At 71.3% G+C, this 15,990-nt stretch carries 17 protein-coding genes; 7 read left to right on the top strand and 10 right to left on the bottom strand.

The window, feature by feature from the left end; translation table 11 throughout:
• Positions 1-29: 29 nt before the first annotated feature.
• The 3 genes from AB0B89_RS08850 to AB0B89_RS08860 all read right to left on the bottom strand — a co-directional run bounded on the left by AB0B89_RS08850 (position 30) and on the right by AB0B89_RS08860 (position 2,148).
• A complete protein-coding gene (locus AB0B89_RS08850; RefSeq protein ID WP_358550148.1) occupies positions 30-815 on the bottom strand; it encodes a helical backbone metal receptor in 786 nt (261 codons plus the stop codon).
• Positions 815-1,603 carry a (2Fe-2S)-binding protein gene (locus AB0B89_RS08855; protein ID WP_358550151.1) on the bottom strand — a complete coding sequence of 263 codons (789 nt, stop codon included), beginning with the start codon at positions 1,601-1,603 and terminating at the stop codon, positions 815-817. Before AB0B89_RS08855 ends, AB0B89_RS08850 begins: the two co-directional genes overlap by 1 nt.
• Before the next feature lie 80 nt (positions 1,604-1,683).
• The gene (locus tag AB0B89_RS08860; protein WP_358550153.1) at positions 1,684-2,148 is read right to left on the bottom strand and encodes a RidA family protein; all 465 of its coding nucleotides are present in this window, start codon (positions 2,146-2,148) and stop codon (positions 1,684-1,686) included.
• Between the two features lie 197 nt (positions 2,149-2,345).
• Here AB0B89_RS08860 and AB0B89_RS08865 point away from each other — a divergent pair, with 197 nt between their 5' ends.
• Entirely contained in the window at positions 2,346-4,904 is a 2,559-nt protein-coding gene (locus AB0B89_RS08865) for a glycosyl hydrolase family 18 protein (protein ID WP_358550155.1), read from the top strand.
• A 288-nt stretch (positions 4,905-5,192) separates the two neighbouring features.
• On the top strand, positions 5,193-6,014 hold the full coding sequence (locus AB0B89_RS08870) for an SGNH/GDSL hydrolase family protein (RefSeq protein WP_358550157.1): 822 nt from the start codon (positions 5,193-5,195) through the stop codon (positions 6,012-6,014).
• Between the two features lie 27 nt (positions 6,015-6,041).
• Here the strand turns inward: AB0B89_RS08870 and AB0B89_RS08875 are convergent, their stop codons facing one another.
• Genes AB0B89_RS08875 through AB0B89_RS08885 form a run of 3 tightly spaced genes read right to left on the bottom strand, consistent with a single transcriptional unit; the run spans position 6,042 to position 8,385 of the window.
• Positions 6,042-6,929, bottom strand: coding sequence for a biotin-dependent carboxyltransferase family protein (locus tag AB0B89_RS08875; protein ID WP_358550159.1), 888 nt, complete (start codon positions 6,927-6,929; stop codon positions 6,042-6,044).
• A gap of 47 nt (positions 6,930-6,976) precedes the next feature.
• Positions 6,977-7,597 carry an allophanate hydrolase subunit 1 gene (locus AB0B89_RS08880; protein WP_358550161.1) on the bottom strand — a complete coding sequence of 207 codons (621 nt, stop codon included), beginning with the start codon at positions 7,595-7,597 and terminating at the stop codon, positions 6,977-6,979.
• Positions 7,594-8,385, bottom strand: a complete 792-nt coding sequence (locus AB0B89_RS08885) for a 5-oxoprolinase subunit PxpA (protein WP_358550184.1) — start codon at positions 8,383-8,385, stop codon at positions 7,594-7,596. Before AB0B89_RS08885 ends, AB0B89_RS08880 begins: the two co-directional genes overlap by 4 nt.
• 226 nt (positions 8,386-8,611) lie before the next feature.
• Between AB0B89_RS08885 and AB0B89_RS08890 the strand changes: the two genes are divergently transcribed.
• On the top strand, positions 8,612-9,325 hold the full coding sequence (locus AB0B89_RS08890; protein WP_358550163.1) for a GntR family transcriptional regulator: 714 nt from the start codon (positions 8,612-8,614) through the stop codon (positions 9,323-9,325).
• Positions 9,326-9,396: 71 nt separating this feature from the next.
• Entirely contained in the window at positions 9,397-10,461 is a 1,065-nt protein-coding gene (locus tag AB0B89_RS08895; protein WP_358550165.1) for a sulfite oxidase, read from the top strand.
• Positions 10,462-10,945: 484 nt separating this feature from the next.
• On the opposite strand, the gene AB0B89_RS08900 is transcribed toward AB0B89_RS08895, so the two are convergent.
• Both AB0B89_RS08900 and AB0B89_RS08905 read right to left on the bottom strand, forming a co-directional pair.
• Positions 10,946-11,146, bottom strand: coding sequence for a hypothetical protein (locus AB0B89_RS08900; RefSeq protein WP_358550167.1), 201 nt, complete (start codon positions 11,144-11,146; stop codon positions 10,946-10,948).
• A 448-nt stretch (positions 11,147-11,594) separates the two neighbouring features.
• The gene (locus AB0B89_RS08905; RefSeq protein ID WP_358550169.1) at positions 11,595-11,846 is read right to left on the bottom strand and encodes a hypothetical protein; all 252 of its coding nucleotides are present in this window, start codon (positions 11,844-11,846) and stop codon (positions 11,595-11,597) included.
• Between the two features lie 248 nt (positions 11,847-12,094).
• Between AB0B89_RS08905 and AB0B89_RS08910 the strand changes: the two genes are divergently transcribed.
• On the top strand, positions 12,095-12,637 hold the full coding sequence (locus AB0B89_RS08910) for an STAS domain-containing protein (protein WP_358550171.1): 543 nt from the start codon (positions 12,095-12,097) through the stop codon (positions 12,635-12,637).
• On the opposite strand, the gene AB0B89_RS08915 is transcribed toward AB0B89_RS08910, so the two are convergent.
• Together AB0B89_RS08915 and AB0B89_RS08920 are read right to left on the bottom strand one after the other, a co-directional pair.
• Positions 12,596-12,958 carry an STAS domain-containing protein gene (locus AB0B89_RS08915; protein ID WP_358550173.1) on the bottom strand — a complete coding sequence of 121 codons (363 nt, stop codon included), beginning with the start codon at positions 12,956-12,958 and terminating at the stop codon, positions 12,596-12,598. The genes AB0B89_RS08910 and AB0B89_RS08915 overlap by 42 nt on opposite strands.
• A gap of 133 nt (positions 12,959-13,091) precedes the next feature.
• Positions 13,092-14,009, bottom strand: coding sequence for a LysR substrate-binding domain-containing protein (locus AB0B89_RS08920; protein ID WP_358550175.1), 918 nt, complete (start codon positions 14,007-14,009; stop codon positions 13,092-13,094).
• 258 nt (positions 14,010-14,267) lie between these two features.
• On the opposite strand from AB0B89_RS08920, the gene AB0B89_RS08925 reads away from it, so the two are divergent.
• Positions 14,268-15,209: a sulfite exporter TauE/SafE family protein gene (locus AB0B89_RS08925; protein ID WP_358550178.1), complete on the top strand. Its 942-nt coding sequence runs from the start codon at positions 14,268-14,270 to the stop codon at positions 15,207-15,209.
• A gap of 410 nt (positions 15,210-15,619) precedes the next feature.
• The coding region (locus AB0B89_RS08930; protein WP_358550180.1) for an MFS transporter at positions 15,620-15,990 on the top strand (371 nt) is incomplete at its 3' end.

Below are 15,990 nucleotides of genomic sequence, written 5' to 3' on the forward strand. Positions count from 1 at the left end.
ACCGGGCCTGCTCAGGGCCTGCACCGGGCCTACTCGGGGGCCTCCGCCGCCGCGAGGGCGTCGGCGAGCACGCGGGGGGCCTCGGCGAGCGACGGGCCGTACCACGTGAGGTGCCGCCCGCTGACCAGGGCGGCAGGGACGCCGGGGAAGAACCCGGGGCCGTCGTCGGGCGTGAACCGGTACGGCTCGTCCGGCAGCACGACGAGATCGGGACGGGCCGCCAGCAGCTCGGGCAGCGGGATGCGGGGATAGCGCTCGGCGTGGGCGGCGTAGATGTTGCGTACGCCCAGGCGCTGGAGCACGTCGCCGGTGAAGGTGTCCCGTCCCACGACCATCCACGGCTTGCGCCAGACCGCGATCACGGCACGGCGTTCGCCTCGCGTGAGGTCGGCGGACCACGCCCGCCCGGCGGCGGAGAGCCACTCCGGCTCGGGCAGTCCCATGGCGGTGACGAGCATCCGCCGGAGCGAGGCGAGCGCGTCGTCGAGCGTTCGGACGACCGTGACCCATACGGGCACGCCGGCCGCCCGGAGCGCGTCCAGATCAAGGACGCGGTTCTCCTCCTCGTTGGCCAGCACGAGATCGGGGCCGAGGGCCACGATGGCGTCCACGTCGGGGTTCTTGGTGCCGCGCACCCGCGTGACGTCGAGGCCGGCCGGGTGGGAGCACCAGTCGGTGGCCCCGGCCAGCAGGCCAGGCGCCGTGGCCGCGACCGACTCCGTCAGGGAGGGCACCAGCGACACCACCCGGCGCACCTCGCCCGGAAGCCGGACGGGAAGGCCGAGATCATCGTGAACGATCCGGGACGGCCGCATCACCGGGCGCCTCCCGCCTGCCGCGTCGTGCGCGCCCACTGGTTCTCGCGGACCGCCGGAGCCAGCAGGGCGCAGTCGTCGCACATCCCGCCGCCGGGTACGCGGTAGTACAGGCAGCAACTGGTGCGGACGAAGAAATGGTGGCCCGGCGCGGGCTCCGCGGGCTCACCCGTGCCCGCCAGCGCGCCGCGCCGCAGCAGCTCGCCGACCAGCCGCGCCGCGCGGGGCCCGAGGTCCGGCCGCGCGGCAGGAAGGGTACGGAGCGTTCCGGCCAGCGCGGAGGCGGCGTTGCCCCACAGCAGGGCGGGTGCGATCTTCGTGACGCGCTGGAAGGCTCCCGCCAGCGGGTAGAGCAGCTCGGCCACGACGGCCTGGTAGACCGCCGCGGCGACCTCGCTCATCTCACCGTCCCGTACGGTCGTCCAGCCGGCCGTGCGGGGCGTCCACAGGGGGAGCGGTCCGGTCGGGGCCGCCCGCCAGCGTAGGTGCGCCGACGCGGCGACGGGGACCAGGCCGTGGGCGGCGACGGCCCCGACGACCGGAGACCACAGCCGCGCGGCCAGCCCCTGGAACAGGATCGAGGCCGCGACCCGGCGCTCGCCGGTGCCGAGCCGCCGTTCGAAGTCGGTGACCCTCGCCCGCAGCGCCCCGACGTCGGAGGAGAGCTCGCCGAGTGGCCGCCAGGACGGGTCGTCCTCACAGCCGGGCTCGGTGGAGACCGCGAAGTACGGCCCGATGGCCGACACGTCGGCCAGGGCCGCGACGACCAGATCCGGATCGGCCGTCACGCCGGGACCCCCGCGTCCACCGCCCACATAGCGCCTCCCGCCACTCGGAACCTGTCGAATGCCAGCGTAAGGCGACGCGGTCAGAGGGACTCCATGGCCTCCGCCAGGGGAACGCCGTCCGTCCGGGCCGCGGCGACACGGGCGGGTATGGCCGCCAGGCCCTCGATCTGGACGTTCAGCTCACGGGTGCTCAGCGCGTCGAGCACCGCGATCGAGTTCGTGGGGTAGTCGCCGTCGGGGTACCACCGGGCGAACGCCTCGTGACGTGCCCTGCGGCTGCCCTCCAGGTGCTCGGAGCCCGTGACCATCGTGAACAGCCGCACCAGGTTCTCGGGCCCGGCGCCGATCGACGCGAGGAGGGTCTCGATGTTGACGAAGATCTGCCGGCTCTGGGTCTCCGCGTCCACGCCCGCGAGGGTGCCGTCCGGCAGCAGCCCGAACTGGCCGGCGATCAGCACCAGCTCATGGTCGGACGGCACAGAGACCAGGTGGCTGTACTGGGAGAGCGGCGGGGCCACGCCGGGCGGATTCCAGCGACGGATCATCGGTCCCCCCTTTCCCGGCAGGCATGCCGCTGATCTCCCGGCCCTGGTGACGCCGTCGATCGTCAATGGTATTCACGCGCCTCGCCGATCACGGGACGGCGCGCGCGGCGGGCCGGATTGGGCCTTGCCGACGCCAGGAGCCAGGGTTACGATCCGGCCAACTCTTAGGAAACTTTCCTAAAGAAAAGAGCTCCTACATGCGCCGATTCGCTGCTGTGCTGCTGATGCTGGTCATGTCGACCTTCCTGTCAGCTCCCGCCGACGCCGCCGTCCGACTGACCGCGGCGTTCACCCTGACCGGCGGTCAGGGCAAGTTCGTGGTGAGCAATCCCGGGAGCACGCCGGTCACCGGATGGTCGATCCAGTTCGACCTCCCCGCCGGGGTGACCGTCAGCAACGCCCAGAACGCCACCACGACACAGAGCGGGACCCGGGTCACGCTCACGCCCGCGTACTACATCGCCACCGTGCGGGCGAACGGGAACACCGACCCGTACAGCCCCACCTTCACGCTCAGCTCGCCCGTACAGCCGACGAGCTGCACCATCAACGGGGCGAACTGCGACGGCAGCGGCGACCCGCCGCCACCGGCGGCCCCGGTGACCGCCACGTACTCGGCCAGTGGCACTCAGGCCAAATTCGTGGTCAGCAACAACACCGATACCGCGCTGAACGGCTGGTCGATCACCTTCGACCTCCCGGCGGGCGTCACCGCGAGCGGGGCGCAGAACGCGACCCTGAGCCAGAGCGGGCGCCAGGTGACGCTGAGCCCGCTCTACTACAACACGACGGTGGCGGCACACGGATCGACCGAGCCCTACAGCCCCGCGTTCACGCTCAGCTCGGCGGCGGCCGAGCCCGCGAGCTGCCGCGTCAACGACGTCAGGTGCGACGGATCGCCGGACTCGCCCCCGGGCGCCCCCGGAAACCTGCGTTCACCGGTCAAGACCACCAAGACCGTGTCGCTGGCGTGGGACGCCGCCACCGCGGGGAGCCTGCCGATCACCGGCTACCAGGTCTACAAGGGCGCCGACCTCGCCACCACGGTCACCACGACCAACGCGACGGTCACCGGCCTGACCCCGAAGACCGAGTACGCGTTCACCGTCAGGACCAGGGACCGCAAGGGCAACCTGTCGCCGGCGAGCGCGGCGCTGAAGGTGACGACCGGCGACCCCGCCGACGACACCCAGGCGCCGACCACGCCCGCGAACCTGCGCGGTACCGGCACGGGCTCCGCGAGTGTGTCGCTCGCGTGGGACGCCTCCACCGACAACAAGGGCGTCGCGGGATACGACGTCTACACGGGCACGACGCCGGTGACGTCCGTGACCGGCACCACCGCGACGGTCACCGGCCTGTCGCCGTCCACCGAGTACACCTTCACCGTGCGGGCGCGCGACCTTTACGACAACGTCTCGGCGCCGAGCGCCGCGCTGAAGGTGAGCACGGCCGACATCATCGGCAGCGGGTACGCCAGGGTGGGGTACTTCGTGCAGTGGGGCATCTACGGGCGGCAGTACTTCGTCCGCAACCTCGACACGACCGGCGCCGCCGCCAAGCTGACCCACCTCAACTACGCCTTCGGCAACATCGACCCGGTCAATTTGACGTGCCTCAACGGGGTGACCAAGGGCACCACGGCGAACCCGCAGGACCCGAACCAGGGTGACGGCGCGGGCGACGCGGACGCCGACTACGGCAGGCCGATGAGCGCGGCGCAGTCGGTGGACGGCGTCGCCGACACCGGCTGGGAGAACCTGCGGGGCAACTACAACCAGCTCCGCAAGCTCAAGGCCAAGTACCCGCAGCTCAAGGTGCTGATCTCGCTGGGCGGCTGGACCTACTCGAAGTACTTCTCCGACGTGGCGGCCACGGACGCGTCGCGGCGCAAGTTCGTGAGCTCCTGCGTCGACATGTACATCAAGGGAAACCTGCCGGTCTACAACGCCGCGGGCGGGCCCGGCAGCGCGGCAGGGATCTTCGACGGGATCGACCTCGACTGGGAGTGGCCGGGCGCCGAGGGCCACCCCGGCAACCACGTGAGCCCGAACGACAAGGCGAACAACACGCTGCTCATCGCCGAGTTCCGCAGGCAGCTCGACGCGCTGACCCAGGAGACCGGCAAGCGCTACCAGCTCACAGCCTTCACCCCGGCCGACCCCGCGAAGATCGCCGCCGGCTGGGACCTGCCCCAGGTGGCCAAGTCGCTGGACATCTTCAACATCCAGGGGTACGACTTCCACGGAGCCGGGAGCGACAACTCCTGGGAGCCCAACAGGACGGGCCACCAGGGCAACCTGTACGCCGACACCGACGACCCGTACTCCTTCCACTTCAGCGTCGAGAACGCGGTGAACCTCTACCTGCAGGCCGGGGTCAACCCCCGAAAGCTGACCATCGGCCTCGCGTACTACGGGCGCGGCTGGCAGGGGGTCGCCGACGGCGGGAAGCTGGGCGAGTGGCAGGCGGCCAGCGGCGCGGCGCCCGGCCAGTTCGCGGAGGAGGCGGGTACCCGCGGGTACGCCAACCTGGTGGCGGGCGTGCCGGGATGCACGGTTCAGCACGACACGCAGTCGGTGGCGACGTACTGCTTCACCGGCAACGGCGGCCAGTGGTGGAGCTTCGACGACACGTGGTCGATCGCCCGCAAGACCGCCTGGCTGCGGACCAAGGGCCTGCTCGGCGCGATGATCTGGGAGATGTCCGGCGATCCCGGCACGCTGACCACAGCACTCGACGCGGGCCTCAAATAGCGGCGACCATGCGGCCCTGAACAGCCGGAATCGTCCACGACGCCGCCCCGGAAACGGCCGGAACCGTCCCCGGGGTCGTCCACCAGGCCGGGGCCGTTCACGACGCCGGGCCGTCCACGGCGAGCGGACGCGCCTGCCGCACCGCAGGCGCGTCCGAACGCCAATGTGATGACCGGGTCGTATGTTACCAACAGGTCAGGAACTTGTAATGTGAGGTTGTAAATCAGACCAAGCTGGCTGACATTCTGATCGTCAGATTCGCTTCGGGGGAGCCCCCAGGAGTCCAGCTTGGAATTCCGCAGCCGTACCCTCACTCTCCTGCTCCTCGCCGCGGTCGCGTTCGCGTCCGTCCCGGCCTCGGCCATCGCGGCGGCCCCGCCGGTCCCCGGCTCCATGGCCTCGATGGGCGACTCCATCACCCGCGGGTTCAACGCCTGCGGCTTCTACGTCGACTGCCCGTCGCGGTCCTGGTCCACGGGGTCGTACGACAGTGTGAAGAGCCACTACCTGCGCATCCGCACCGTCAACCCCTCCCTGGTGGCCTACAACGACGCCAAGTCGGGAGCCAAGGTCGCGGACATGCCGGGCCAGGCCCAGCAGGCCGTCTCCCAGGGGGCCGAGTACGTGACGATCCTGATCGGGGCCAACGACGCATGCGCGTCGTCGGAGTCCGCCATGACCTCGGTGGCCGACTTCGAGTCCAGCTTCCGCACGACGATGCGGACGCTCACCACGGGACTCCCCGGTTCGTCGATCTTCGTCGCCAGCGTTCCCGACATCAAGCGGCTGTGGCAGGTCGGAAAGGACAGCTCCTCGGCCCGTACGGCGTGGGCGGCGCTCGGCATCTGCCAGTCGATGCTCGCGCGCCCCCGGTCCACCGACGCGGCCGACAACGACCGCCGCGACCGGGTGCGCCAGCGCGTCGCCGACTACAACGCGGTGCTCGCCAGGGTGTGCGGCGAGCAGGCGGGGTGCCGCTACGACGGAGGCGCCGTGTTCGGCTACCCGTTCGCCCTCTCCGACATCAGCACCTGGGACTACTTCCACCCCAACACCACCGGCCAGCATGTGCTGGCCGAGGTGACCTACTCCACCGGCTTCGGCTGGTGAACGCGCCTGCCCGCGGGGCACCCGTGCTCATGCCCGGCCGAGCCGGAAGCGGATGAGTTGGCCCGGCCGGGCCTGCGCCGCGCGGTCGACGTCGCGCGTGCGGACCACCGCGATCACCGGGTAGCCGCCCGTCACCGGATGGTCGGCAAGGAAGAGCGTCGGGTTGCCGGAGGGCGGCACCTGGAGGGCTCCGGGGACCATCCCCTCGGGCGGCAGCTCGTCTTCCCGCACCCGCTCAAGGCGCGGCCCGCGCAGCCGCATGCCCACCCGGTCGCTGTCGCCGGTCACCTCGTACGGCTCCGAGCACAGTGTCTTCAGTGCCTCCTCGCTGAACCAGTCATCGCGCGGGCCGGGCAGGATCTCCAGGACCGGCTCGCGCGGATGGAGTTCGAACACCGGCGCGAGGTCGACGACGGGGAACCCGATGGGCGGAGGCCCGACCGGCAGGAGCGAGCCGGGTGCCGGGCGCCCGGGGCCGAGCCCAGCCATGACGTCCGTGGCCCGCGACCCCAGCACCTCGGGCACGTCCAGCCCGCCGCGGACCGCGACGTACGTGCGCAGCCCGCGCCTCGGCACGCCGAGCCGCAGCGTCGCCCCGTCGGGGAGGCGTTCGACGGCCTGGTGGCCGATGCCCCGCGTGCGACCGGCGGCGTCGGTGATCGTGGCCGGGCAGACCGCCCCCGCGAGCGCGACGAGCAGGTTCCCTCGGGCCCGCACCTTCAGCCCGCCCAGGGTGACCTCCAGCGCCGCCGCGCCTTCGGGGTTGGCCAGCAGGCGGTTGGCCAGCCGCAGCGCGCCCCGGTCCGCGGCCCCGGACCGGCCCACGCCGAGGTCGCCACGGCCAGGACGCCCGAGGTCCTGCACGGTCGCCATCGGCCCGGTGGCCAGCACCTCCAGAACCCTGCGCTCAAACACGCCGCACCTCCGTGACACAGGCCCGCTCACCGTGGGAAGGCCGCCGCTCACGCACGGAGCACCTCGGTGAACCGTACGCGCATGCCCGGCCGCAGCAGGGCGGGAGGGTCGGCACCGACGTCCCACACCGGGACGTCGGTGCGGCCGATGAGCTGCCACCCGCCCGGCGACTCGCGCGGATAGACCGCGCTGAACCCGGCCGCCAGCGCCACCGATCCGGCGGGCACCCGCACGCGCGACTCGTCCCGGCGCGGCACGTGCAGCCGGGAGTCGCCGCCGGCGAGGTAGCCGAAGCCGGGGGCGAACCCGGAGAACCCGACCGTCCACATCGTCCCGGTGTGCGCCTGCACCACCGCGCGCTCGGAGAGCCCGGTCAGCGACGCCACGTCGGCCAGGTCGGCGCCGTCGTACACGACGGGGATCGTCACCTCGCCCGCCACCGGCCGGTGCCCGCCGGCGCGGCGGGCGGAAAGGACGGCGGACTCCACCGTGTCGTGACGGGCGGGCCGTTCGAAGCGGACCAGCAGGGTGCGGGCCGCCGGGAGGATGTCGGTGACCCCGCTCGGCGGGTCGGCGGCGAGCGCGTCGTACAGCGCGAGCACCTCTCCCACGCCGCCCACCTCCACCAGCAGCGCCCGGTCGCCGCACCGGCGGAACATCGGGTTCATCGGTCCCCCTTCCCGCGCGGCGCCGGCGCGCCCGTGAACGGCGCCACCTCGACGCCGGCGGCCGCGAGCGTGGCGCGCACTTCCCTGGCCATGGCCACCGCGCCCGGGCTGTCGCCGTGGACGCAGATCGACTCGGCCCGTACGGACAGCGGCGTGCCGTCGGCGGCCTCGATCGGCTCGCCCCGCGCCAATCGCAGGCACCGCGCGGCCACCTCCGCGGGGTCGTGCAGCACCGCCCCCGGCCGGCCGCGCGGCACGAGCGTGCCCTGCGGGGTGTAGGCGCGGTCCGCGAAGCACTCGGCGACCGTGGTCAGCCCCGCCCGCTCGGCCCGGCGCAGCCACTCCGAGCCCGGCAGCCCGAGGACCGGAAGGCCCGGATCGTACGCGCGGACGGCGGCCACGACGGCGCCCGCCTGCTCCTCGTGGTGCACGATCGCGTTGTAGAGCGCGCCGTGCGGCTTGACGTAGGCGACCCTGGTGCCCGCCATGCGCGCGAAGGCGTCCAGGGCGCCGATCTGGTAGACGATCTCGTCGGCGAGCGCCTCGGGAGGCACGTCGATGAAGCGGCGCCCGAAGCCCGCCAGGTCGCGATAGCCCACCTGGGCGCCGATCGTCACCCCACGCGCCACCGCCGTCTCACACGTGCGGCGCATGACCGTCGGGTCTCCCGCGTGGAATCCGCAGGCGACGTTGGCGCTGGTGACGACCGACAGCAACGCCTCGTCGTCGCCGAGCTCCCACTGGCCGAACCCCTCTCCCAGGTCGGAGTTGAGGTCGATCGTTCTGATCACGCGAGACACGATGAACTCCTGATTTCCGAGATCTCCGAGTTTCCGTCAAGCCGGGCTCAGGACGGCCGCCGGGACGGGTCTCCGGCCGGCCGGGCGGCGCTCCCGATCGTCTCGTGGCTCCCGGTGAAGCCGATATATTCAACATAAGGATCGTTCAACGATCTGACAATAGTCTCATGTTAGGATTCCGTTCTGTCGCTGCGACGAAGGGGTTGAGCGGGTCGTGACCGATGGCGGCGCGCGGGCGGCCGAGCTGCTCCAGCAAGATCGCGTTCTGCTCGGGCGCACCAGCACGGCCGAGCGCGTGGCGGCCATCCTGCGCCAGCGCATCACCGAGGGCGTGTTCGAGCCCGGCGCCCGCCTGTCGGAGGAGTCGATCGGCGCGGCCCTCGGCGTCTCGCGCAACACCCTGCGGGAGGCGTTCCGCCTCCTGTCCCACGAGCGGCTGCTGGTCCACGAGCTCAACCGCGGCGTCTTCGTCCGCCGACTCACCGCCGATGACGTGGCCGACCTTTACCGCCTCCGCCGCCTCATCGAGTGCGCCGCGATCCGTCAGGGGCTCGCGCTTTCCGGCGAGCAGGGGGTCACGCCTTCCGGCGAGGTGCTCGCCGCCCTTCGCGACGCGGTCCACGGCGCTGAGCGGGCGGCGGCCGAGCTCCGCTGGGAGGACGTCGGCACCGCGAACATGCTCTTCCACCAGGCCATCGTCGAGCTGGCCGGCAGCTCCCGGCTCGACGAGATGATGCGGCAGGTGCTCGCCGAGCTGCGCCTCAGCTTCCTCGCGATGAGCAATCCCCGCGCCTTCCACGAGCCCTATCTGGGGCGCAACCGCGACATCCTCAAGCTGATCGAAGCCGGGGACGCCCCGGGCGCCGAGCGGCTTCTCGGCGACTACCTCTCCGACGCGGAGCGGCAGCTCGCCCAGGCGCACTCCTAGACCGCGAGGTGTCGCGACCCCGGCCCAGGGGTAACCGGAACAATGTGGGCATATGGCATAAAAGGGATGACATGGTCGTGCACACCGCGCGGCCGTACAACGCCGAGCCACCGCCGGGCGCCCTGGCCGGCGAGCCCATCACGCCGATCGCCACCTTCTACTGCCGCAACCACGGCCCCATCCCCGACCTGGACGCCGCCGCCTGGCGGCTCACGGTGGACGGCCTGGTCGACCGGCCGCTGACGCTGTCCCTGGACGAGCTGCGCGCGTCCTTCCCCGAACGGACCGTCGTGGCCACCCTGCAGTGCGCGGGCAACCGCCGCGCCGGGTTCCTCACGGTACGGGACATCCCCGGAGAGGAGCGGTGGGGACCGGGGGCCACCTCCACCGCGAGCTGGACGGGGGTGAGCCTGGCCGACGTGCTGGCCTCCGCCGGCCTGCGGCCCGAGGCCGCGCACGTTGCCTTCGCCGCCCCCGACGTCTCCGAGCAGAAGGGTCCGCCCGAGCCGTACGGCGGGTCCATCACCGTCGCCAAGGCCACCGCCGGAGAGGTGCTGCTGGCCTGGGCGATGAACGGCCGGCCGCTGCCCCGGGCCCACGGCGCCCCCGTCCGCGCGGTCGTACCCGGCTGGATCGGGGCCCGCAGCGTCAAATGGCTCCAGCGCGTCACCGCCCAGGCCGAGCCCTCCTGCAACTACTTCCAGGCCGTCGCCTACCGGATCCTGCCCGCGGAGGCGGACCCCGACCGGGCCAAACCCGGCGACGGCATCTCCCTGAGCTCGGTCGCCCTCAACTGCGCCATCCTGCGACCGGGCCAGGGCGACCGGCTCCATCCCGGTCCGGTCGAGGTCACCGGCTACGCGTACGCGGGGGACGACCGCGCCGTGGCCCGCATGGATGTCTCCCTCGACGAGGGCCGCACCTGGCTGCAGGCGAGCCTGGACCCGCCCGACGGCCCCTGGGCCTGGCAGCACTGGCGCATCACGGTCGACCTTCCCGAAGGAGAGGCCGCGATCACCGCGCGGGCCTGGGACACCACCGGCGCGACCCAGCCCGAGTACCCCGGCCACCTGTGGAACCCCAAGGGATACGCCAACAACTCCTGGGACCGCGTCGCCGTCTCCTGCCGGCCGTGAACCCCCGCGCTGTAGCATCGGCCCGTGCGAGTCGCCCCCGGCGTTGCGCTGGTCACACTGGTCCTGTCCGGCATCACCGTTCCCGCTGGTGCCGCGTCCGCCGCGGCACCGTCGAGCGCGAGCGGCACTCCGGCCGCGGCGCAAAGCCCAAGGTGATCTCCTCCACCCTCAGGTAGCCGCCGCATCCGCCCGGTGGCGAGGGAGGGGGCGGCGTCAAGGTCATGGCCGGATCCGGCCATTCGCCTGACTGTGAAATTCATGATCCTCGAACACCGGGTGAAAATCCGCTTTCACACCCCCCGGGTAGGGAGTGCCTGAATCTTGGTCACGCCGGGCACTAGGGGGGCCCTATAGGGGCCGCCGGAGAGTTTCCCCGATATCTCTCGCCCATGATTCTTCCGGGTAATCAACCGCCCATGAACGCGAAAGCGGCCGGAGCGTCACGCTCCGGCCGCACGTAGCTTTCCCCACTTTCGGCTGGGGCTCAGCCCCAGGGGGTGTTGCCGTACATCACGGACACCGGCGGGGTCGCCGAGGCCGGGACCAGCGTGGAGGTCGCGGTGGGCACGATGGTGACGGGGGCGGTCTCGGCCGTCGCGGCGGTGCTGAGGGCCGCGGCGCCGCCAGCGGCGATGATCGTGACGACGATGATCCGGGCGGCGGTGGCCTTGATGTACTCCATCATTTCAGCTGACCCCTCGTCTGTGGCCTGTGGCTCACGTCCGTGCCGTTTTCCTGCTCGCAAAAACGAAGCTATTAGGGGTCGCTATCCGCTCGTTATCGATACGCTTCTCGCCCACCACGGGCCCTCGATAGCGCTTTTTCGGCCACGTCCGCCAGGGCCTGAGGGCACGGTTTCGGGAGCGGTCGCATGGGGCTCCGGGTCATGTCGGCACCAGGGTTGACCTGCTTAAACTCGGCTGATGATCTCGCGATAAATGCTCAAATAGCCGGACACCATCCGGTCAGCCCCCATCCGACGCTCGGCCTGGGCGCCCCGGGCGGTCGGTCGTCAGGCCAGAAAAGCCGGTGGTGTACCCCTAGCGCCCGATAGGGGTGCGGGGGTGCGCCGGACGGCCGGCCCCAACGGAGCGACCCTCACGAGGGGTGGGCCGCCCGCCGTTCCGCCGGCCTTACAGTGAGACGCCTCCGCTGGACTTGTACGGACAGAGCCAGGCGAAGACCACGCTGCCGAAGTTCACCAGCATGGTGTGCGGGGCCCGATTGGCCGTTTCCGTGACCTGGAGCCGGATCACCGCGCCCTCCTGCATCCAGGCCGCGACATCGTCCTCGGTGGGCCGGGCACCGTGCAGGCGCAGCATCTGGTCATGGGCCTGGCCCGCCATTCGAAGATGCAACTCGCACGTGGGCTCGGTGTCCGCCATGATTCCCCGTCCAAACGAGATAGACCCTGCGGAGTGTCGGCGTCCCTCTCAGCGTACTCCGGCCACTGCTACGGGCCCTGATCGGTCATCTGGAATGGAGATGAGTCCTGCTGAGGTCGGCTGTTTCGCCATGCGCCCTCTCAGGAGGACGATCGGTTCATCGAGACGGTTCTCAATGAGAAAGAACCTGTCTCCGTGCCGTATGGATTTCCTGCGGCCCCCCGTACGGCGAGCCCGTAGGAGTGGGCATGGACAGGACGGAACGCTCCGACCCGATCGTCGAGTTCGGCGAGGGCCGCCTGAGGATCTTCTGGCTCAGGGCCAGGCAGAGCCTGCGGCTCGAAGGCGACGTCGACCACACCACCCTCCCCGTCCTCGCTGACGCTCTGGCGTCGGCGACGAGGGACGGCGGCGCCTTGTACGTCGACCTCGGCGGTGTGGGGTTCGTCGACGTCGGCGGGTTGCGCGCCCTGGTCGCCGCCGCCTCCCGGCTCCAAGGCGGCCGTGGCCTGACGTTGCTCTCCGCGCCCCCGTATGTTCGCCGCCTGCTCGTCCTCACCGGCTGGGACCACGCGCCGGGCCTGCGTCCGCACGGCGCGGTCAGGGCGAGACGAGGAGAAGGGCCGCAGGCCGCCGCCTCCGCCGGGCCCGCCGCCGAAGCCCCTCCCGTACGGCTGAGCCTGTCGCCCGCCGGTGGCCACCTGCGAGGCCGTGGACGGGGTGAGTCCGCCGAGGCCGTACTGGCGGGATCAGAGGCTTCTCATGGGGTCACGAGCGCCGGTTCGGCCTGACGGGGGGTTCACAAGACGGGGGCTGACGGCGAAGGTGGCCGCGAGGCCGCTGGCCGTCAGCAACCGGCGCAGGTACCGCGTCGGGGCGAGCAGGAGTAGCGTCCCGCCGCGCCGCATGGCCATGCGCCTGATGAAGACCAGGACGCCCAGCCCGCTGGAGTCGACGAATGTGACCCCGGACAGGTCGACGAGAAGCCTGCGTCCCGGCCGGTCCAAGGCGGCCAGGAGGTACTCGCGGAGCGCGTACGTCGTGAAGATGTCGACTTTTCCGGATACTCGGCAGACGGTCCGGTCGGACAGCACGTGGGTGGACAGGTCCATGAGGACCTCCTATCGGGTGGACGCGGCCGACGGCTCGCAGGCCCTGCTCCCAGTGAAGCCCATCTCCGGCCGCGGGGAAACGATCAATACGAGAAGCGGCCATCACGAGAACCGATGACCGCCGCCGGGGAGATCAGTCGGCGGACAGGTCGGCGGTCGCCAGCCATCCGAGCCGGTCTGCCAGATGCCTGGCGCTCTCGATCACCGCCGTGATGTGGGCGGACGGATCGCCGGACCGCCACAGGAGCGACCAGGGATAGCGCGCGGCCGGTTCGGTCAGAGGCTTCCAGATCGTGCCGGGCCGGTTGGACGTGCGCGAGGAGGAGGGGACGCAGAGGACACACCGCCCCTGGAGCACGAGGTCGGCCGCCGCGCGGTTGCTCTCGACGGTGCCCTCGTAGACCGTGGGCGCGAACCCGGCCGAGCGGCACAGTTCTACGACGAACTGGTTGAACTCCGGTGTCCGGGTGTCCTCCCCGAGAAGCAGGGCCTCGTCGGCGAGCGCGGCGACGGGCACGCCCTCCTGGCCGGCGAAGCGGTGGCTTTCGGGGATCAGCACGCCCAGCGGGTCGAGCCTGACCAGCTCGGAGGCCACGCCGGGGGGCGTCAGGGACGCCCGGCCGATGCCGATGTCCAGGCGGCCGTCGGCCAGTTGCCGGTACTGCTCGGGCGTGCCGATCTCCACCTGGTGGATCGTCAGCCCCGGATGGCGCTGCTGGACCGCACGCAGGATCTGCGGCATCGAGTCGTAGCCGGCGTCGATGATGCCCGCCCGCAGGGTGGGCGCGGAGGCGGCGGCGGTACGGGCCGCCTGCGCGGCGCGGCCGACATTGTCGAGGATCTGCCGGGCCTCCACCAGGAACGCGGCGCCGGCGGCCGTGAGCTCGACGTGGTGGGTGCTGCGGTCGAGCAGCCGCACCTCCAGCTCGCGCTCCAGACGCTGCACCTGCTGGCTCAGCGCCGACTGCACGATGTGCTCGCGCGCGGCGGCCCGGCCGAAATGGAGCTCCTCGGCCAGGGTGACGAAGTAGCGGAGTTGACGTAATTCCATGCCCGTCACCCCCTTCCGGCCGGGAGCGCCGATGCGGACCGTCTTCTCCAACCATACGCGTCGGCCGTGCGTGATCGGGTGGACGGCGGGCTCACCGATCCGCCGCCCGAGCAGTGAGAGCTGGAACAGGCCCCCCTACGGGTGCGTCGAGTGCCGGACGCCCCCTTGACCGTCGTAGATCGCTGCCTCAAAGTCGTGTCGTAGGTGGCCACCTATCACGCACATGTCCCCGATTTCACGCTTTCGCGAGGATGTGCCATGACGCTTACCGATGCCGCCGAGAGCCGTCACGAACCCCTGCCCTCCACTGTTCCCAGCCGCCGAGCCCGCCTCGTCCTCCTCAGTGTCCTCGCCGGCGCGGTCGCCGCCTCCCTGTGGTCGTTCCACTTCGTGGACAGCGTGATCGGGGACAACGTCGCCAACACGCTGCTCGGTCACGATGCCAAGGGCACCGCGATCACGGGGGTCGTGGCGGGAGCCGTCTTCGCGTTCGTCTCCGGACTCGCCGGGACGTTCACCGCCTGCAACGTCGCCGCCTTCGGCGCCGTGGTACCGCTCGTACGGCAGGGCGAATCGTGGCGGAGCCGCCTCCGCGAGACGTTGCGCCCGCTCAGCAGGCTCGCACTCGGCATGATCGTGGTCAGCGGGCTGTACGGCGCGATCGGCGCCCTCTTCGGAGAACGGCTACCGCAGCTCTCCACCGCCACCGTGGGCGACGGGCTGCCCGTACGGCTGCTCCAGGCCAGCGTGGTCTTCGGGATCATCGGGCTCGCGTTCATCTGGCTCGGCCTGGCCGCGCTCCGGCTCCTGCCCGACCCGCTGGCGCGGCTGGAACAGCGCTTCCCGAACGCCCGGCTGGTGGTCCTCGGCGCGCTGGTCGGCGGGTTCCTCATCGGCCGGCCGTACCCGCTGTTCCACAAGCTGTTCACCTACGCCGCCGAGACCCACAACCCCTTCTACGGCGCGGCCGTGTTCATCCTGCAGTCCCTCGGCAACGTCGTGGTCATGGCGGTGCTGTTCGCCCTGCTCATGCTGGCGGCCAAGGGCCGGTTCGCGCGGTGGCTGACGGCCAGGCCGGCCCGTCTGGCCACGGTGACCGCCGTGGCGTTCATCGTCGCGGGGACGTTCACCTTCCTGTACTGGGACGTGCGGCTGCCCGCAATGTTCGGCTCCGGCTGGTACCCCACGGCTTCCTGGTAGTCGGCCCGAACCTGTCGGCGCCCTTGGCCTGTGCGAGGGCGCCGACAGCCATGTGGGCGAACCCCATCCGCGCGTCGCCCACCCCGTACGGCAGCCACAGCGCGCCCCCAAATCGGCACACGTCGGCCCCGTCTGGCTATGCCGCGCGCCGAAGACAAAAATCGCCTTGACAAATAAGTTTGTCGGTGGGACGGTATTCACATGTTCGAAGTGGCGCGGATCGGAGACCGGAAGCGGTCGCGGTCCGGCGCGGAGAACGGCGAACCGATCAACGAAGATCAACGGCCGGACGGGGCGACGGCGCCACGAAGCCGCGCGTCCACCCCATCGGCCGGATAGCAGGGCAAGGCGCAGTCCGCCTGCGTCACGACCCGCTGTGTCGCGGACCACCGATCACGAAGGAATGTGCGATGAATGCGAACCTCGAGACCGGCCCGGGTTCACGGGCCGGGCGGCGCGAATGGATCGGGCTGGCGGTGCTGGCCCTGCCCACCCTGCTGTTGTCGCTGGACATCAGCGTGCTGTACCTGGCCCTGCCGCACCTGAGCGCAAGCCTCGGCGCCGACTCCACCCAGCAGCTGTGGATCCTGGACATCTACTCGTTCATGCTGGCCGGGTTCCTGGTCACCATGGGCACCCTGGGAGACCGCATCGGCCGCCGCAAGCTCCTGCTCATCGGCGCGGGCGCCTTCGGCGTCGCCTCCATCCTGGCCGCGTACTCGGTCAACCCGCAGATGCTCATCGCCTCCCGCGCCCTGCTCGGCGTCGCAGGCGCCACCTT

Source organism: Sphaerisporangium sp. NPDC049002 (assembly GCF_040649355.1).
Taxonomy (GTDB): Bacteria; Actinomycetota; Actinomycetes; order Streptosporangiales; family Streptosporangiaceae; genus Sphaerisporangium.

What these genes read in the sequence shown, in the direction of transcription:
- AB0B89_RS08850 (WP_358550148.1), bottom strand. Translation starts at nt 815, where the DNA reads ATGCGGCCGTCCCGGATCGTTCACGATGATCTCGGCCTTCCCGTCCGG.
- AB0B89_RS08860 (WP_358550153.1), bottom strand. Translation starts at nt 2,148, where the DNA reads ATGATCCGTCGCTGGAATCCGCCCGGCGTGGCCCCGCCGCTCTCCCAG.
- AB0B89_RS08865 (WP_358550155.1), top strand. Translation starts at nt 2,346, where the DNA reads ATGCGCCGATTCGCTGCTGTGCTGCTGATGCTGGTCATGTCGACCTTC.
- AB0B89_RS08880 (WP_358550161.1), bottom strand. Translation starts at nt 7,597, where the DNA reads ATGAACCCGATGTTCCGCCGGTGCGGCGACCGGGCGCTGCTGGTGGAG.
- AB0B89_RS08895 (WP_358550165.1), top strand. Translation starts at nt 9,397, where the DNA reads ATGGTCGTGCACACCGCGCGGCCGTACAACGCCGAGCCACCGCCGGGC.
- AB0B89_RS08900 (WP_358550167.1), bottom strand. Translation starts at nt 11,146, where the DNA reads ATGATGGAGTACATCAAGGCCACCGCCGCCCGGATCATCGTCGTCACG.
- AB0B89_RS08905 (WP_358550169.1), bottom strand. Translation starts at nt 11,846, where the DNA reads ATGGCGGACACCGAGCCCACGTGCGAGTTGCATCTTCGAATGGCGGGC.
- AB0B89_RS08910 (WP_358550171.1), top strand. Translation starts at nt 12,095, where the DNA reads ATGGACAGGACGGAACGCTCCGACCCGATCGTCGAGTTCGGCGAGGGC.
- AB0B89_RS08915 (WP_358550173.1), bottom strand. Translation starts at nt 12,958, where the DNA reads ATGGACCTGTCCACCCACGTGCTGTCCGACCGGACCGTCTGCCGAGTA.
- AB0B89_RS08920 (WP_358550175.1), bottom strand. Translation starts at nt 14,009, where the DNA reads ATGGAATTACGTCAACTCCGCTACTTCGTCACCCTGGCCGAGGAGCTC.
- AB0B89_RS08925 (WP_358550178.1), top strand. Translation starts at nt 14,268, where the DNA reads ATGACGCTTACCGATGCCGCCGAGAGCCGTCACGAACCCCTGCCCTCC.